The 15,449-nt window shown below is 70.1% G+C and carries 11 protein-coding genes and 2 pseudogenes; 6 read left to right on the plus strand and 7 right to left on the minus strand.

What is annotated here, in order from left to right; genetic code table 11:
* Window positions 1-54: 54 nt before the first annotated feature.
* The 5 genes and pseudogenes from ACSURM_RS36975 to ACSURM_RS36995 form a co-directional block, all read right to left on the minus strand.
* Window positions 55-360: a hypothetical protein gene (locus tag ACSURM_RS36975; RefSeq protein WP_436961261.1), complete on the minus strand. Its 306-nt coding sequence runs from the start codon at window positions 358-360 to the stop codon at window positions 55-57.
* Window positions 361-372: 12 nt separating this feature from the next.
* Window positions 373-614, minus strand: a pseudogene (locus tag ACSURM_RS36980) (SDR family NAD(P)-dependent oxidoreductase); the annotation flags it as partial.
* Window positions 527-772: an SDR family NAD(P)-dependent oxidoreductase gene (locus ACSURM_RS36985; protein ID WP_436960498.1), complete on the minus strand. Its 246-nt coding sequence runs from the start codon at window positions 770-772 to the stop codon at window positions 527-529. The gene ACSURM_RS36985 and the pseudogene ACSURM_RS36980, both read right to left, overlap by 88 nt.
* Window positions 773-980: 208 nt before the next feature.
* On the minus strand, window positions 981-1,925 hold the full coding sequence (locus ACSURM_RS36990; RefSeq protein ID WP_436960500.1) for an aldo/keto reductase: 945 nt from the start codon (window positions 1,923-1,925) through the stop codon (window positions 981-983).
* Window positions 1,926-2,095: 170 nt separating this feature from the next.
* A complete protein-coding gene (locus ACSURM_RS36995) occupies window positions 2,096-3,688 on the minus strand; it encodes a PHA/PHB synthase family protein (RefSeq protein ID WP_436960502.1) in 1,593 nt (530 codons plus the stop codon).
* Window positions 3,689-4,256: 568 nt separating this feature from the next.
* On the opposite strand from ACSURM_RS36995, the gene ACSURM_RS37000 reads away from it, so the two are divergent.
* Complete coding sequence (locus ACSURM_RS37000; RefSeq protein WP_436960504.1) at window positions 4,257-5,966, plus strand: long-chain-fatty-acid--CoA ligase; 1,710 nt, start codon at window positions 4,257-4,259, stop codon at window positions 5,964-5,966.
* Between the two features lie 134 nt (window positions 5,967-6,100).
* On the opposite strand, the gene ACSURM_RS37005 is transcribed toward ACSURM_RS37000, so the two are convergent.
* Complete coding sequence (locus ACSURM_RS37005; protein WP_436960506.1) at window positions 6,101-6,463, minus strand: transposase; 363 nt, start codon at window positions 6,461-6,463, stop codon at window positions 6,101-6,103.
* A gap of 472 nt (window positions 6,464-6,935) precedes the next feature.
* Between ACSURM_RS37005 and ACSURM_RS37010 the strand changes: the two are divergent.
* Window positions 6,936-7,808: pseudogene (locus ACSURM_RS37010) on the plus strand (thiamine pyrophosphate-binding protein); the annotation flags it as partial.
* A gap of 269 nt (window positions 7,809-8,077) precedes the next feature.
* A complete protein-coding gene (locus tag ACSURM_RS37015) occupies window positions 8,078-8,647 on the plus strand; it encodes a thiamine pyrophosphate-dependent enzyme (RefSeq protein ID WP_436961262.1) in 570 nt (189 codons plus the stop codon).
* A 121-nt stretch (window positions 8,648-8,768) separates the two neighbouring features.
* Here the strand turns inward: ACSURM_RS37015 and ACSURM_RS37020 are convergent, their stop codons facing one another.
* A complete protein-coding gene (locus ACSURM_RS37020) occupies window positions 8,769-10,139 on the minus strand; it encodes a transcriptional regulator (RefSeq protein WP_436960508.1) in 1,371 nt (456 codons plus the stop codon).
* A 990-nt stretch (window positions 10,140-11,129) separates the two neighbouring features.
* Between ACSURM_RS37020 and ACSURM_RS37025 the strand changes: the two genes are divergently transcribed.
* From ACSURM_RS37025 to ACSURM_RS37035, 3 genes are all read left to right on the plus strand, one after another.
* Window positions 11,130-12,032, plus strand: coding sequence for an alpha/beta fold hydrolase (locus ACSURM_RS37025; RefSeq protein WP_436960510.1), 903 nt, complete (start codon window positions 11,130-11,132; stop codon window positions 12,030-12,032).
* A complete protein-coding gene (locus ACSURM_RS37030; protein ID WP_436960512.1) occupies window positions 12,025-13,686 on the plus strand; it encodes an FAD-binding dehydrogenase in 1,662 nt (553 codons plus the stop codon). The genes ACSURM_RS37025 and ACSURM_RS37030 overlap by 8 nt, the downstream gene beginning before the upstream one ends.
* Window positions 13,687-13,801: 115 nt before the next feature.
* Entirely contained in the window at window positions 13,802-14,947 is a 1,146-nt protein-coding gene (locus ACSURM_RS37035) for a Leu/Phe/Val dehydrogenase (protein ID WP_436960514.1), read from the plus strand.
* Window positions 14,948-15,449 lie beyond the last annotated feature (502 nt).

Here is a 15,449-nt window from a genome sequence, read left to right on the forward strand (position 1 = left end):
AGGAGGCGGGTGTCCACCGCCGTCACCGCGCCGGTAGCTGAAGCCACACAGGCATCACCCCCTGCCGTCGCTCACGACCACGTGCGCCACCATGTCCAGGGCGGCGGACGGAAGAAGGAAGGCGGCACGCGCCGCAACCGCCTCGACACCGACCCGGTAACGGCGTTGCGGTGTCCGGGCGCTCAATGCTCGACGGACAGTACGGGCGACTGCGTCGGGACCGAGGGGGCCGCGCATCGTGATGGCACGGCGGACCGTGGCGTGCGCGGCCTCGAACCGTGATCCGGCGGGGAGCGTGGTCAGGGCTATGGACACCATGGGTGTGTCGATGAAACCCGGTTCGATGAGTGAGACGTGCACTCCGGTGACTGCCAGCTCTCGCCGTAGGGCGTCGGTCAGCGCTTCCAAGGCGTGCTTGCTGGCGCGTACCAGCCGTTGAGAGGTACGGACACCAGGCCGCCGGCGGAGCTCATCTGCACGATGCGGCCCTCACCACGGCAGCGCATTCCCGGCAGGACGAGACGGGTCATCCGAGCCACGCCGAGCAGATTGGTTTCGAGTATGGTGCGGGCATCGCTCTCGGACACGTCTTCGAAGGCGCCGGGCCCGGCCACGCCGGCGTTGTTGACGAGCGCCCACGGCCCGCCGGGGTGCGGGCCGTGGCGATGACCCGGAAGCCATGGGCGGCCAGGTCGAGTGCGGTGGTGCGGCCGATACCGCTGGTTCCTCCGGTGACGACGACGCTCTTCACGGGAGGTTCCTTCTTCCTCACAGGGTCATCAGCCGCGATGGAACCGGGAGCCGGCTGCAGAGCGGAAGCCAGGGTGATCGTGCGGCCATTTTCTTCACCATGTCCCGCGTCTTCCTGACGTGCGCCCTCCGCAATCCCGCGTCCGGCGGTGCGCTGGCGCGCCCCGCGCCCGGCGCAGGGCCGGCCCCCTCTGGACAAGGGGTACCAGGCAATACCTTCGATGCTCCGGTCAGTCGGACGCCGCAGTGAGCGCGTCCAGTTCTTCCTGGGACAAGGTGATGTCGCCGAAGTCGAGGAATTGCCCCAGTTGTTCGGGGGTGCGGGCGCTGGCCAGTGGTGCGGTGACGGTGGGCTGGGCGGCCAGCCAGGCGAGCGCGACCGCTGCCGGCTGGACATGGTGGGCCGCGGCGACGGCATGGAGGGTCTCGAGCACGCGCCGGCCCCTGGGCGTACCGAGATACCGGGCCGCGTGCCCGCCTCGTGCGCTGTCCACCTGCTCGCCGGGCAGGTACTTGCCCGTCAGGAACCCCTTGGCGAGTGCGAAGTAGGGGATCACAGCGAGGCCGTGGCGAGCCGCGATCCCGTCGAGCCCGCCTTCATAGAGGTCCCGGACGACCAGGTTGTAGTGCGGCTGGACGGCCGCGTAGCGGGATATCCGCTCTGTCTCGGAGAACGCCAGGGCCTCCCGGAGCCGGGAAGGGGAGATGTTGGAGGCTCCGATCTCCCGGACTTTGCCGGACGTGACCAGGCCGTCGAGTGCGGTGAGGAACTCCGCGACGGGGACCGACTCGTCGTCGACGTGTGTGTAGTACAGGTCCACGTAGTCCGTGCGCAGCCGTGCGAGGGATGCTTCCACCGCCTCGGTGATGGTGGCGGCGGTCAGCCCCTTGAGCCGGGGGTGCGCGCCCACCTTGGTGGCGATGACCATGTCCGAGCGGTTTCCTCGCGCGGCCATCCACGTGCCGATGATGCTTTCGGACTCCCCTCCGGCGTGGCCCTCCACCCACACCGAGTAGGCGTCGGCGGTGTCGATGAAGTTGCCCCCGGCCTCGGCGTAGGCGTCGAGGACGGCGAACGACGACGTTTCGTCGGCGGTCCATCCGAAGACGTTGCCGCCCAGGGCGAGCGGTGAGACGCGCAGTGATCCGATCGTCTTCCTGGTGCGGAGGGTCATTGGTGTGCTCCTGTCGGGTCGGTGCGGTCAGCCTGGGCACGTCCGCGGGGGGTGTCCTGCTCGGTGGCAGGGCGAACGGTCCGGTTCAGTGGTACGGAGACGGTCTCGGAGAAGCGTTGCGGGATCGAGCGGTCCGGGACGGACGAGCGGGGCCGGTGCACTTGCCGCCGTCACGTGGACCGTACGTAGGACCCGGGTGCCGACTCGGCGGCCGGGTACCGCGGGCTTCCGGGGGCGCGGCTTGCGACCTGCGGGCCCGAGCGGGGAGCGAGCCACCGGGTCCACTCCGTCCACCAGGAGCCGTGCTGCTGGAAGGAGGCTGACAACCAGTCCTCCGGATCGGCGGGCAGCGCGCCGTGGCTGGTGCGGTAGGCGGCGGCAGGACGTGGTGGACTGATCAGGCTGCCGACGTGTCCGGATGGAATGAGATGGAAGCCGACGTCACCGCCGAGCAGTCGAGCGCTGTTGTAGACCGTTTCCCATGGAACGATGTGATCGCGCACGGCCGCCACGACGAAGGCGTCCTGTGTGACGGTCGAGAGGTCGATGGGCCTGCCTTTGATACGAAGCCGGCCGCGGGCCAGAGTGTTGTCCACCGCCATGTGCAGCGATTGATCGAACAGGGCTCGGGAGACGTCTATGCCGTCCTCGCTCCATGCCCAGATGTCGAAGGGCCGCGGCCTTTCACCCAGGAGCCACCCTGCGACCATCGGTTGCCATATGGTGTCCCTGGGGCGGAGCAGGTCGAAGAGAAGACTGATCCTGCGCCCGTCGACAAGACCCTCACGGTTGGACAGCAGGCGGGTGAGCATCCTCATCTCCGCTGCTGACGGCTTTTCGCCGGTGTCCGGTCGCGGATAGTCCAGGGCGGACATCAAAAGGGTCACGGTCGCCACCCTCGACTGACCGCCTGCCGCATACCAGGCGGCGAGCGACGCCGCGAGTATCCCGCCGGCGCACACACCTACCACATGCGCTTGAGGCGACCGTGTGATCTCCCGGACGACATCCATGGCCCGCAAGGGGCCTTGCTCAACGTACTCGTCGAGCGTGAACGCGTTCTGGTCCGGACCGGGATTGCGCAGGCTGATGGCGAACACCGTGAAACCGGCCTGGACGGCCCACTCGACCAGACTGCGCCCGGGAGCCAGGTCATATATGTAGTACTTGTTCACCCAAGCGGGGATCAGCAGGAGGGGCACCTGGTGCACCTGGGCGGTACGCGGCTCGTACTGGAGCACTTCCATCAGCTCGTTGCGGTACACCACGCGTCCGGGAGTGGCGGCCAGATTCTCGCCCAGGCGGTACGCGCCCGGTGGCATCTTGGCCGGGCGCCCACGACGTCGTACGGCGTCGTCCAGGAAGTTGCCCGTTCCCTTGGCCAGGCTCGCACCCCGGGTGTGCAGGGCGCGGCGCAGGGCGGCGGGATTCCCGACGAGCGTGTTCGTGGGAGCCAGGGCCTCGGTGAGGTTCTGGGCGAGGAACTCCGCCTGCCGGCGACGGTGGGCCGCCAGGCCGGGCGCCTCGGCGGCGGCCATGAGGAGCCGGCGCCAAGACAGGTAGCCGTTCAGGACGAGGCGGTAGCACGCATCGGAGCTCCAGGCGGGATCCGTGAAGCGCTGGTCACCGGGGTCCGGGCCGGGCCCGCCCGACCCGGGGACTTCCCGCCGCACCGAGCGGAGGGCGCGAGCCGTCTTGGCCCACCGTCCTGTGATGGCGCGCTCCTCGTCATAGGCGTAGGGCTCGCTGCCGCATGGGCTCACGGTTGTCTCTCCTTGCCGGGACGGTCGTCCTGTGGGGGCGGAAAAGGCGGTCCCGTCGCCGTGACCGCGCGGACAGGGACGGGGACCGGGCTGGTTCGGAGCCTGGAAAGGAATGTAGAGACGCGCGGCGTCCATCGGCAGGCGTGCACCGCGGGCCTCGGTGTCAGTTCACCGACGGCGGAAGCACAAGGAGCGTCGCGGACGCGCGGATCCGCTGAGTGCATGCTTCGCGCCACCAATGCGATAACCGGTGCGTATCTCACGTGGACTGGGCGTCGTCCTCTTTCCCAGGTGTGTCCCGCCGCTTCTTCACCGGGAGTTCACCGACTGCGGGAGCTGCTGGAACCGGTGGTCCCCGAAATTCTCGCCGGTCCGGAAAAGCATCGCTTCCCCAGCGAATTGGCTGATCACAAGGCGTCCCCAAAGCCTCTGGGCGGCAGCCACGTAAGACAGGTTGAGGGAGACGACAGGATATGCGGTCCGGGCATATCTTCCGGCGGTACGGAATCGCGGGGGCCGGGCGAACCGGCACCCCCCAAGGCGACGTGAACCCGATCTGGAGGCCGCCATGCACAGCACCATGTCCGATGTCCCGTTGACGATCGGCCGTGTCCTGCGATACGGCTCCACCGTCCAGGGCGCTTCCACCGTGGCGACGTGGAACGGGGAGGGGCTCGACCGCAGGAGTTACGCGGAGGTGGGCGAGCGTGCCGCCCGGCTGGCCCACGCCCTCCGGGACCGGCTGGGGGCGCGTACCGGCACCCGGCCGGACAGCGAGCAGAGCGTCATCGGCACGTTCATGTGGAACAACGCCCGTCACCTGGAACTGTTCCTCGCCGTGCCCGCGATGGGGGCGGTCCTGCATCCGCTCAACGTACGCATGCCGGCCCGGCAACTGGCCTACGTCATCCAGCACGCGGGAGACGAAATCGTCTTCCTGGACGCGGGGCTCGCCCGGGCGCTGGCCCCCGTGCTGCCGGAGCTGAACGGCCGGGTGCGGCACATCGTCGTCGCCGGCCCCGGCGGCCGGGAGGCGCTGACCGGGTTCACCGGCCAGGTGCACGACTACGAGGAGCTGATCGCCGACCGGCCCACCGACTACCCCTGGGAGGAGGACCTGGACGAACGGACGGCGGCGACCATGTGCTACACCTCCGGCACCACGGGGAACCCCAAGGGGGTGGTCTACAGCCACCGGGCGCTTTATCTGCACTGCCTTCAGGTGGCGGCGCCGGACCGCTACGACCTCACCCCGCGCGCGGTCCTGTTCCCCATCGCCCCGATGTTCCACGTGAACGGCTGGACCATTCCGCACGTCGCGTTCTTCTCCGGCGCCGGTCTGTTACTGGCCGACCGGTTCCCCCAGCCCGCGTCACTGGCGCGCATGATCGAGCAGGGACGGCCGACGTTCGCCGCCGCCGTGCCCACCGTCTGGGCCTCCCTCCTGGAGGAACTCGACGCACGCACCTACGACACCGCGAGCCTGCGCCGGGGGCTGGTGGGCGGAGCCGCGTGCCCGCCGGCCTTGATGACCGCCTACCGGGACAGGCACTCCGTCGAGCTCCTGCACGCCTGGGGGATGACGGAGACCACCTCGCTGGTCACCAGGGCGCTGCCGCCCGCGGGGGCGGAACCCGACGAGGCCTGGGCCTATCGCGTCAGCCAGGGTCAGTTTCCGGTGTCGGTACGGTTCCGGCTCGCCGACGCGGACGGCAATCCGGTGCCGAACGACGGTGCCGGCACCGGTGAGCTGCAAGTGTGCGGTCCCTGCGTGACCTCTTCCTACTACGGCGGCGCCGCCGGGGCCCCGCCGGTCCGGCCGGCGGAGAGCTTCACCCCGGACGGCTGGCTGAGGACCGGCGACGTCGGCCGGATATCCCCGGACGGGTTCCTCACCCTCACCGACCGGGCCAAGGACGTCATCAAGTCCGGAGGCGAGTACATCTCCAGTGTGGTCCTGGAGCACGCCTTGCTGGAGCACCCCGCGGTGGCCGAGGCGGTCGTGGTCGCGGTGCCCGACGAACGCTGGGGAGAGCGCCCCCTGGCCGCGGTGTCGCCGCGCCGGGGCACCGACCTCGATCTGACGGAACTGCGTGACTTCCTGGCCCGGCACGTCGACGCCTGGATGGTTCCGGAACGCTGGGCGATCATCGCGGCGCCCCCGAAGACCTCAGTGGGCAAGTACGACAAGCGCGGTATCCAGGACCAGTACACCCACGGCCGTCTCGACGTCGTCCACCTGGGCAAGCACTCCAGTACCACCACGTCCGCGACGTGACTCCGGCTCCGGCGCCCTCCCCGCCCGCCGCGCTGCCCCGGGGGCGGGGGACCGGGCGTCCGCGGCGAGCCGTACGGACCGGTGCCGCCCTGCGGGGGCGACCGCGTCCGCACCGCCCGGTCCGCCGGTCGCCGTCAGACGGCGGGAGACCGCCTTCCCCGGTCCAACGCCGCTTCGACGATGGTCGCGGCCCATTCCTGGTCACCGCCGAGACCGCGGTTCTCCAACACCGCGCGGCGCAGGCGCGGCCACAGGCCCGCCCTGGTCCACGCGGCGAAACGCCGGTGCGCCGTCGCCGGGGAGACCCCGAACGACGACGGCAGGCGCTGCCAGGCGCAATCGCAGGTCAGTACGTACACCACGGCGGTGAAGGTGTTCCGGCCGTCCAGCGGGACCGTGCCGCCGCCCTGCCGGCGCGGAGAGAACTCGGGGATCAGCGGTGCGACCAGGTCCCACAACGGATCCGGTACCAGACGCCGTGACAGCTTCGCTCCCATGGCCGGCCATCATGACATGGGCGGAACGCCCCGCACTGGGGCCATACGTCGCACATGGTGACGGTCGCCGCGACGCGCACCTCAGGGGTGCCACCGAACGAGCATGCGCGCACCCTCGCACGTCCGATGCCCCCGCCGCCTGCCTGCCGGCCACCGCCCACGCAGCCCTACGGTGGCGAGCACGTGCGCGGCTTCCGACGGGCCTCTCGGCGCGTCTGCTCGACCGCCGGCCGCCGATCCAGTGGGAAACCTCGGCCCGCCGCGCGCCGGTACTGAGCGGAGCGGAGCCCCGGTCGCCCCGGCCCAGCCGTCCGACTACCACCGGGCCTTCTCACCGGCCGGACTCCGCGCCCGAACGGTCCGCCGGGAACCAACAACACGCCGGCGGGCCGTTCTCGCGCCCGGCGCACTCGTCAACGCATGAAGGGAACCCACCATGATCCCCAAGCCCGCCGTCGCGGGAACCACCGTGATGGACCATCTCCTCGACCGTCTCCACGCCCTCGGCGTGCGGCACCTGTTCGGCATGGCCGGCGACTACAACCTGAAGGTGCTGGACCGTGTGGTCGCCCACCCGGACGTGAGGTGGATCGGTACGGCGAGCGAACTGGGCGCCGCCTACGCCGCCGACGCCTACGCCCGCACCCGCGGTTTCGGAGCGCTCCTGACCACTTTCGGCGTAGGCGAGCTGAGCGCGATCAACGGGGTGGCCGGCGCCTACGCCGAGCGTCTGCCGCTGCTCCACATCGCCGTCGGACCGACGCAGGCCACGGAACGGGACAAGGCCGTGGTACACCACTCCATGGGGGACGGGGACTTCGACCGGTTCGCCCGCGCCCACCGGGAGGTGGTCTGCGCCCACGCCGTGCTGCGCCCCGACAACGCCGTGTCCGAGATCGACCGGGTGCTCGGCGCTTGTCTGCGCGAGAGCCGGCCCGGATACCTGCGCGTGCCCCGCGACGTCGCCCTCGCTCCCGCCCCACCGTGGCGGCCGTCGGCCGCCGACGACCGACCAACTGTGGAAAAGGACGGCGTCGAAGCCTTCCGCACCGCGGCCCGGGCCCGGCTCGCCACCGCGGACACCGTCGCCGTCCTGGCGGACTTCCTCGTCGACCGGTTCCACGCCCGCGACGAACTGGCCCGCTTCCTGACCGCCGGTTCCCTTCCCCACGCGGTCCTGGCGACCGGCAAGACCGTCGTGGACGAAAGCGCCCCCGGCTTCCTGGGCGTGTACTCCGGCGCCATGAGCGAACGGCCGGTGCGCGCCGCCATCGACGGCGCGGACCTTCTCATCCGGGCGGGCGTGCTGCTCGCCGACTCCACGACCGGGAAGTTCACGCACGGCTTCGACGCCGAGGCAGGCATCGACCTGGGCCCCTGGACCGCGAAGGTGGACGGCCGGACCTTCCCCGGCGTCCCGCTGGCAACCGCCTTGACCGTACTGACGGAACTGGTCGGCGGTCGCCCTGCTGCCCCGGTCCCCGCCGCCGGAAGCCGGGGACTGGGGGCCGCGTTGACAGGCCTGAGCGGATCCGTGACAGCGGCCGGGCGATCGGCCGCCACCCTGCTGCGACGAGCGTCGCCGCTGGGGCTGCCACTGACCCAGTCCTATCTGTGGGAGGCGGTGGGTTCCGCCGTGGAACCCCACCACACGGTGATAGCGGACGACGGCACTCCCCTCCTGGGCATCGTCGGTCACCGCTTCCCTCGCGGGGCACGGTTCATCGGGCAACCGTTCTGGGGCTCCATCGGTTACGGCCTGCCCGCACTGCTAGGAACGCAACTCGCCGATCCGCGCGGCGCGGGCTGCTGGTCATCGGCGACGGCGCCGCCCAGCCCACCGTCCAGGAACTCGGCACCATCGGCCGCCACCACCTCAAGCCCATCGTGGTCCTGGTCAACAACCATGGCTACACCATCGAACGGGCCACTCACGGCCTGCGGGCCGTGTACAACGACATCTCCCGCTGGCACTGGCCCAAGCTGCCCGCGGCTGTCGGCGTCCGCGACCCGCTCGTGCTGAGGGCCCGCTCGACAGCCGGACTGGACCGGGCTCTGGCCCGTGCCGCGGCCACCCCCGACCGCCTGGTGCTGATAGAAGCCTTCACCGCCAAGGACGACATCCCCCCGGCCATGGTGCGCATGCTCATCAACCGGCCCGACCGGGCAAGGTGGGTCCCGTGACAGCCCTGTCACCCGTCGTCGACTCACTATCTGCGGCTTTTGGGAGACCTCGGCCGTCCGGCCGGTGAGGAACCCGGCCGGACGGCCGGCCGGGTCCGTTCTTCCCGTGTCGGTACCTCTGTCAGCCAGCCTGTTCGGGAACGGGCAGCAGACGGGCTTCCGCCCGCAGGCCCAGTGCCTCGAGCCGGTCGCGGAAGTCGGCCAGCTCACTGGAACATCGGGCCGAGCGCGTCCGGCCGAGAGCGTCCACGGCCTCGAGAGCGGTGGCGCAGCTTTCTTCCACGTGACCGAGCCGCAGGTGCGCCGAAGCCGTCAACAGCAGCCTGAGCGCGCGCCGCCGGGGCCGCTGAGGTGAGATGCCGCGCAGCGACTCTTCCGCCCAGCGTAATGCGGCGGCCGGCTGGTTGAGATCGTGGTAGCAGCGGGCCAGTTGTTCCGCCAGGTAGCCTCGGTCGATGTGGACGGCCCAGTCCGGCTCCTCTCCGGACGCCTGCTCCTTCAGCGCCTTCCTGGCTTCTCCCGCGGCGTGCTCGCAGGCCGGCTGGTCTCCCAGGAGGGCGTAACCACGCGCTTCGGTCAGGTGGAAGAGCGCACGGGCCGGAGCGGTGACGTGTCCCCCCGTGCCCTCGCGTGCTACTCGCCCCAGTTGCACCGTCTCTCGTGGGTTGCCCATGGCAAGAGCCACTTGGCTCATGCCGCCCGCCAGCACGTAACCGCCGAAGCCGCGGTCGCCGGCGGCCTGTGCCAGACGCAGTGCCTGGATGTAGTAGCGCTGGGCGAGCCCCAGCAGACCGCTGTCGACGGCCATGTAACCGGCGAGCTCGCTCAAGCGGGCGACGGCGCTGAGCAGTTGACGCCCGGTCGGCTCGTCGTAGGCGCCCATCAAGAGTCCGGCGACGACAGTGTGGAGGTAGAGCACGGTGACCTGCCGGGTGTGGCCGCCGCCGAAACGGTGATCGAGGTCGGCGAACGCGGACGTCGTCGCGCGTATCGCCTCGACGTCCCCGGACCCGACCGCGTGGGGTCCCTGGTTCGTGGGAGCGGGGTCCAGGTCCGAGATCAGCCAGTCGCGGCTGGCCTGAACGAGCACAGAAGTCGCCAGTCCCGTTCCGGACAGCGACTCCACGTGGTTGGCGTCACTGCGCCACAGGGCGCACGCCTGCTGGAGAGCGTCGAGCAGATCCGGCTCGAAACGGAGCCCCACGGCGGAGGCCGACCCCGGGGCGGGCTTCATCCCGATCTCCTCGACGGTCACCAGGCGGCCCAGCTTGCGCTCCAACGCCATAGCGATGACAGCCGGCACCCGGCCGCGCGGCTGCTGGCCGCGAAGCCAGCGAGCGACCGATGTCTTGTCGTAGCGCAGATCGAGGCCGTGCTCGGCACCGCAGAGGTTGACCCGGCGGGCGAGCCCGGTACTGGAGCACCCTGCTTCCTCCATCACCGCCCGCAGCCGTTCGTTCGCCTCCCGGCTGGTACGTGATCGCTCGACCATTGACCATGTCCCCTTTCCTGAGGAAAGATCTGCCTGGCTCTCCGGTCGTTCACCGCACACCTGCCACCTCTGTCGCACGATTTGTGTGCGAGAACGTGAATGGTTGGCATCCGGAACAGCTGTAATGGCGCACGGTTTCCCGTCGGCGGTAGTGCGGTACTGCGCTACGGCGATCGACGCTTATGGCAGCGCCTTGAAGCCGCGTCAGGTCTGCGCTTATCGGATTGCTGCCGCGCCTTCCATGGGCGGAACTCGGCACACTGTTTATCCGCAGTGTGGTCCCTCCAGGCGGTCCACCGAAAATCCCAGGCTGCCCGTACAAGTGCACGGCAGGGAGCGGTCCGGGTCAACTCTGCAATGCGGGCGTGCTGTTGGAATGGCGTACGCAAAGAGTGCGTTCGCTAGTGCGACGGAACCGCGTACGCGCCTGTGCACAGAGCGCGCAGGGGGCGCAAGGATGCAAAGGGAGTGCGCATCCACCATAAGCTCACTCGGGGTGTGAGGAGGCTTGAACAGGCCGTACGGCATGCGTGGACCGAGGCGTCATCGTGACTGGAGAGAAAGGGGTATTCATCTGGATGCGGGCAACAAACCGCATTAACGTTCCACCGAGGTTCTCGGCGCGCCGGTGCCACGACCGGTACGAGATGTGTGGATTGCCAAGCGTGTATGCCTGGTGCACGGTCGGGCTCGCGTGCACCGGCACGATGGACCTTCCGTACGGCGGGAGTCTTGAGTTACGTGGTGCAAAACGGGAAGAGCCTGCGATGCCGGTTCCGCCGCGCACGCGCGGAATCCTGACGCGAACAGGCATGCGCGACAGACATCCCCGCACCACCAGTGCTGCGGTGCATGCCTGCCGACACGACGCGAGTCGTGAATACGGTCCCTCTAGCCGACCGTCCGAACGGAGATGGCGCGGGCGGCGGCCGGCGGCGGCAGTACCTCCGTACTTTCCTGCCGTACCGGAAGCGAGAACCAGGAGACGACATGAAAACATCCACCGCCGCGTACGAGCGGGCAGTGGAAGAGCACTGGACCGACGTGGCGGGAACACGGACCCGCTATCTGGCGGCCGGCAGAGGCAGCCCCGTGCTGCTGCTGCACGGCGAGGGTGGTGTCTCCGAGGAATGGGACCGCGTCCTCGGCGGCCTGGCCGGCAGCCACCGGGTCATCGCCGTCGACATGCCGGGCTACGGCTACACCGAGCCGATCTCCGACGCCAGTCCCGCCGCCATGGCGGCGTTCGCGTGGAAGTTCGCCCACCGCGTCCACGCGGAGCGCCCCGCGGTCATGGGGCACTCACTGGGGGGTTCGATAGCCGTCCACATGGCCTTGCAGCGGCCGACGCACATACCCGCTCTGGTGCTGATCAGCTCCTCCGGGATGGGCCACGCCGTCAACCCCGCCATGGTGGTGCAGTCGGTGACACCGCTGGGAGATCTGACCCGGTGGCTGGTCCCCGTACTTCCCTGCGGTCCCAGGCTGCTTGTGGCGTCGATGGCGGTGATCGGCTCCGTCCGGCCCTGGCGCATGTCACCGAGGTGGACCTCCAGCCAGGTCAAGGCGCTTTCCTCCCCAGAGGCGCTGAGGACCACACTGCGCTCGCAACGCGCCTCCGTCGGACTGCTGGGGCAGAAGGAACTCCTCGTCCGCAGGCTGCCGGAACTGCCGATGCCCATTCTGGTGGCCTGGGGCACCCACGACCGCATGCTGCCGTTCTGGCAGGCGATCGGCGCACGTCGCCGGCTCAGCCGGGGACAGCTGAAACTGATTCCCTGCACGGGGCACATGGTGCCGCAGGAGTCCGCAGGCCCGCTCCTCGGGGCTGTCCGCCCCTTCCTCGCCCGTAACAGCAGGGGTGCGGAACGAAGCGGTGACAGCGATGAGTGAGAACGCCGACGTCGTCGTCGTGGGAGCGGGTCTGGCCGGGCTGGTGGCCACCTACGAGCTGACCCGCGCAGGGCGTCGCGTGCTCATCGTCGAACAGGAGAACGAAGCCAATCTCGGCGGCCAGGCGTTCTGGGCGGAAGGCGGCCTCTTCCTGGTCAACACCCCCGAGCAGAGGCTGCTGGGCATCAAGGACTCCTACGAGCTGGCGCTCTCCGACTGGCTGGCCTCGGCCGGCTTCGACCGCGACCGCCAGGACCGGTGGGCCCGCGAATGGGCCGAGGCGTACGTCGGCTTCGCCGCGGGGGAAAAGCGCCGTTATCTGCGCCGGCTGGGGCTTCGCCTGGTGCCCATGGTCGGCTGGCCCGAACGGGGCGTGGGCACCGCCACCGGCCACGGCAACTCGGTTCCCCGCTTCCACTTCACCTGGGGGAGCGGGCCCGACATCGTACGGATCTTCCGCGAACCGGTGCTCGCCGCAGCCGCGCGCGGACTGGTCACCTTCCGCTACCGGCACAGGGTCGACGAGCTCGTCGTCGAGGGCGGGACCGCGGTCGGTGTACGGGGTGCGGTGCTGGTTCCCTCGCACGAGCCGCGAGGCGTGCCCTCCTCACGTGAGCGGGCGGGGGAGTTCGAGGTGCGGGCGCAGACGGTGCTTGTCACGTCCGGTGGCATCGGCGGCAACCTCGACATGGTGCGCGCCCACTGGCCGACCGACCGTCTGGGCCCGGTGCCGGCGTCGTTGCTCAGGGGTGTGCCGGCGCACGTCGACGGGCGGATGCTGCGGATCACCGAGCGGGCCGGTGGCTCAGTGGTCAACCTCGACCGCCTGTGGCCCTACAACGAGGGCCTGGAGAACTGGGCCCCCGTCTGGCCCCGCCACGCGGTGCGGCTCATCCCCTCCCCCTCACCGCTGTGGCTGGACGCGAAGGGGCGGCGGTTGCCCCCGCCGCTCTTCCCCGGCCACGCGAACCTGCAGGCGATGCCGCAGATCACGTCGACCGGTCACTCCCACTCGTGGTTCATCCTGAACCAATTGATCGTGGACAAGGAGTTCGCCCTCTCGGGTTCCGAGCAGAATCCCGACCTGACCGGCAAGAACCCCGCGCTGATGCTCTTGCAGCTCAAGAAGAGCGCCTACCCGACCATCCGAGCCTTCCTCGATCACAGCGAGGACATCGTGACCCGCGGGACGCTGCCCGCGCTGGTGGAGGCCATGAACGCCCTCACCCCTCAGGCACCACTGGACCTCGCCCTGGTGGAACGCGAGGTCGTGGCCCGGGACCGGCAGACGTCCAACGACTACTACAAGGACATGCAGCTGATGTCCGTGCGCAACGCGCGCGAGTACTGCCTGGACAGGGTCCTGCGAGTCGCTCCGCCCCACCGCCTGCTCGACCCCGCCCACGGCCCGCTGTACGCGGTACGCCTGCACCTGATGACCCGCAAAACCCTGGGCGGGGTGCAAACCACCCTGGACTCGCAGGTCCTCCGGCCGGACGGAAAGGTCTTCGACGGCCTCTACTGCGCAGGCGAGGCGGCCGGCTTCGGCGGCGGGGGCGTACACGGACACAACGCGCTGGAAGGCGGCTTCCTCGGGGGCTGCGTCTTCTCCGGCCGCTCGGCCGGCCGCGCGCTCGCCCGGGACCTGGCATGAACCGAGCCCGGTCCGTACACAGCGGCGAAGCCGTACGCCCCTCGCGCGGAGCGCCGTCCCGCCACCGGCGGTTCTCCGCCGGCCAAGCCATCCCAACGACAAAGGAGTTCGCACTGTGAGTACGCTCGCGTTCACCGCACCGCTGGCCGCCTTCGGCCGTGAGACCATCGACCACGAACAGGTCGTCGTGTGCCAGGACTCCCGCTCGGGCCTCAAGGCAGTCATCGCCCTCCACTCCACCGCCCTGGGCCCGGCCCTGGGCGGTACCCGCTTCCACTCCTACGCGAGCGACGAGCACGCCGTGACCGACGCGCTGAACCTCTCGCGCGGAATGTCCTACAAGAACGCCCTGCTGGGCTTCGCCTACGGCGGTGGCAAAGCCGTCATCATCGGAGACCCCGCGCGTATCAAGTCCGAGGACCTCCTACTGGCCTACGGTCGGGCCGTCGCTTCGCTGGGAGGGCGGTTCATCACCGGATGCGACGTGGGAACCACCACGGCCGACATGGACGTCGTGGCACGAGCCTGTCCGTGGATCCCGGGCCGCTCCTCCCGGACCGGCGGTGCGGGAGACACCTCCGTCCTCGCGGCGTACGGCGTCTTCCAGAGCATGCGGGCGGCGGCCGAGCACCGCTGGGGCGACGCCTCTCTCGGCGGCAAAGCGGTAGGGGTCGCGGGAGTCGGGAAAGTGGGGCGCCTCCTGGTCGGACACCTGGTCGAGGAAGGCGCCCGCGTGGTGGTCACCGATGTCGACGACGCGGCGCTGCGCGCCGTCACCAGGGAGTTCCCCGGTATCACCGTCGCGGAGGACACCGCGGCGCTGGTCCGGACCTCTGGCATGGACATCTACGCTCCGTGTGCCATGGGCGGCGCCCTGGACCAGTCGACCGTCCCGGCGATCACCGCCGAAGTGGTGTGCGGCGCGGCCAACAACCAACTGGCCTACCCTGAAGCGGAGTACGACCTCGCCGACCGCGGAGTCCTCTACGTCCCGGACTACGTGGCGAACGCGGGCGGAGCCATACAGGTCGCCGGCACCCTCCACGGCACGGACTTCAGCCGGTGCCGGGAGCGGACCGAGCGGATCTTCGACACCACGCTCACGGTGCTGCGACGCGCGGACACCGAGGAGATCCTGCCGGGCACCGCCGCCGACCGGATCGCCGAAGAACGCATCACCGCCGCGGCACAGGCCCGCGCCCTGCGAGAGACCGCCGGTCCCGCTTCGCCCCTCGCGCCCGAGCGCGCGGGGGAGGCGTAGACGGCCACGCCGTAGCTCGTTGCCCGGTGCTTGGCACGGGTGGGCCGGAAGGGCACGGCCGACACGGGACCGCCGCCGAAGGGCAGGACAGGCCTTCGGCGGCGGCCTGGTGCGAGCCGAAAGACGCTTGCCCGGTTGCTCGTCGTGCCGAGGGCAAGCGCGGGAGCCGTCCGGCGCGAAAGACGCCGTCGGCAGGACCACGGTCATCGCGGGAGGGGGCCACCGGGTTGCCGCGAACGAGGTCGTGGGGTTCGACGAAGGACGGAGCCTGGCGTGGAAGCACTACGCGGGGCACGTCCGGCGCTGGCAGACGGCCGCGAAGGAGGGCACCGATCGCCGTGTGACGCACACCTTCGACTACCCGGGCCCCCGGACCCCGCTGTTGTTCCAGGTGTGCCGCGTACCGCAGCACAACCGGCGCGACATGCGCAAGACTCCGCGGAACCTGGCCCGTGCCGTGGAGTCCGCACCGCCGTCCGCTCACCACCGTCCGGCGGCCCGG

This window comes from Streptomyces sp. SudanB182_2057, from assembly GCF_964272715.1.
Taxonomy (GTDB): Bacteria; Actinomycetota; Actinomycetes; order Streptomycetales; family Streptomycetaceae; genus Streptomyces; species Streptomyces rubradiris.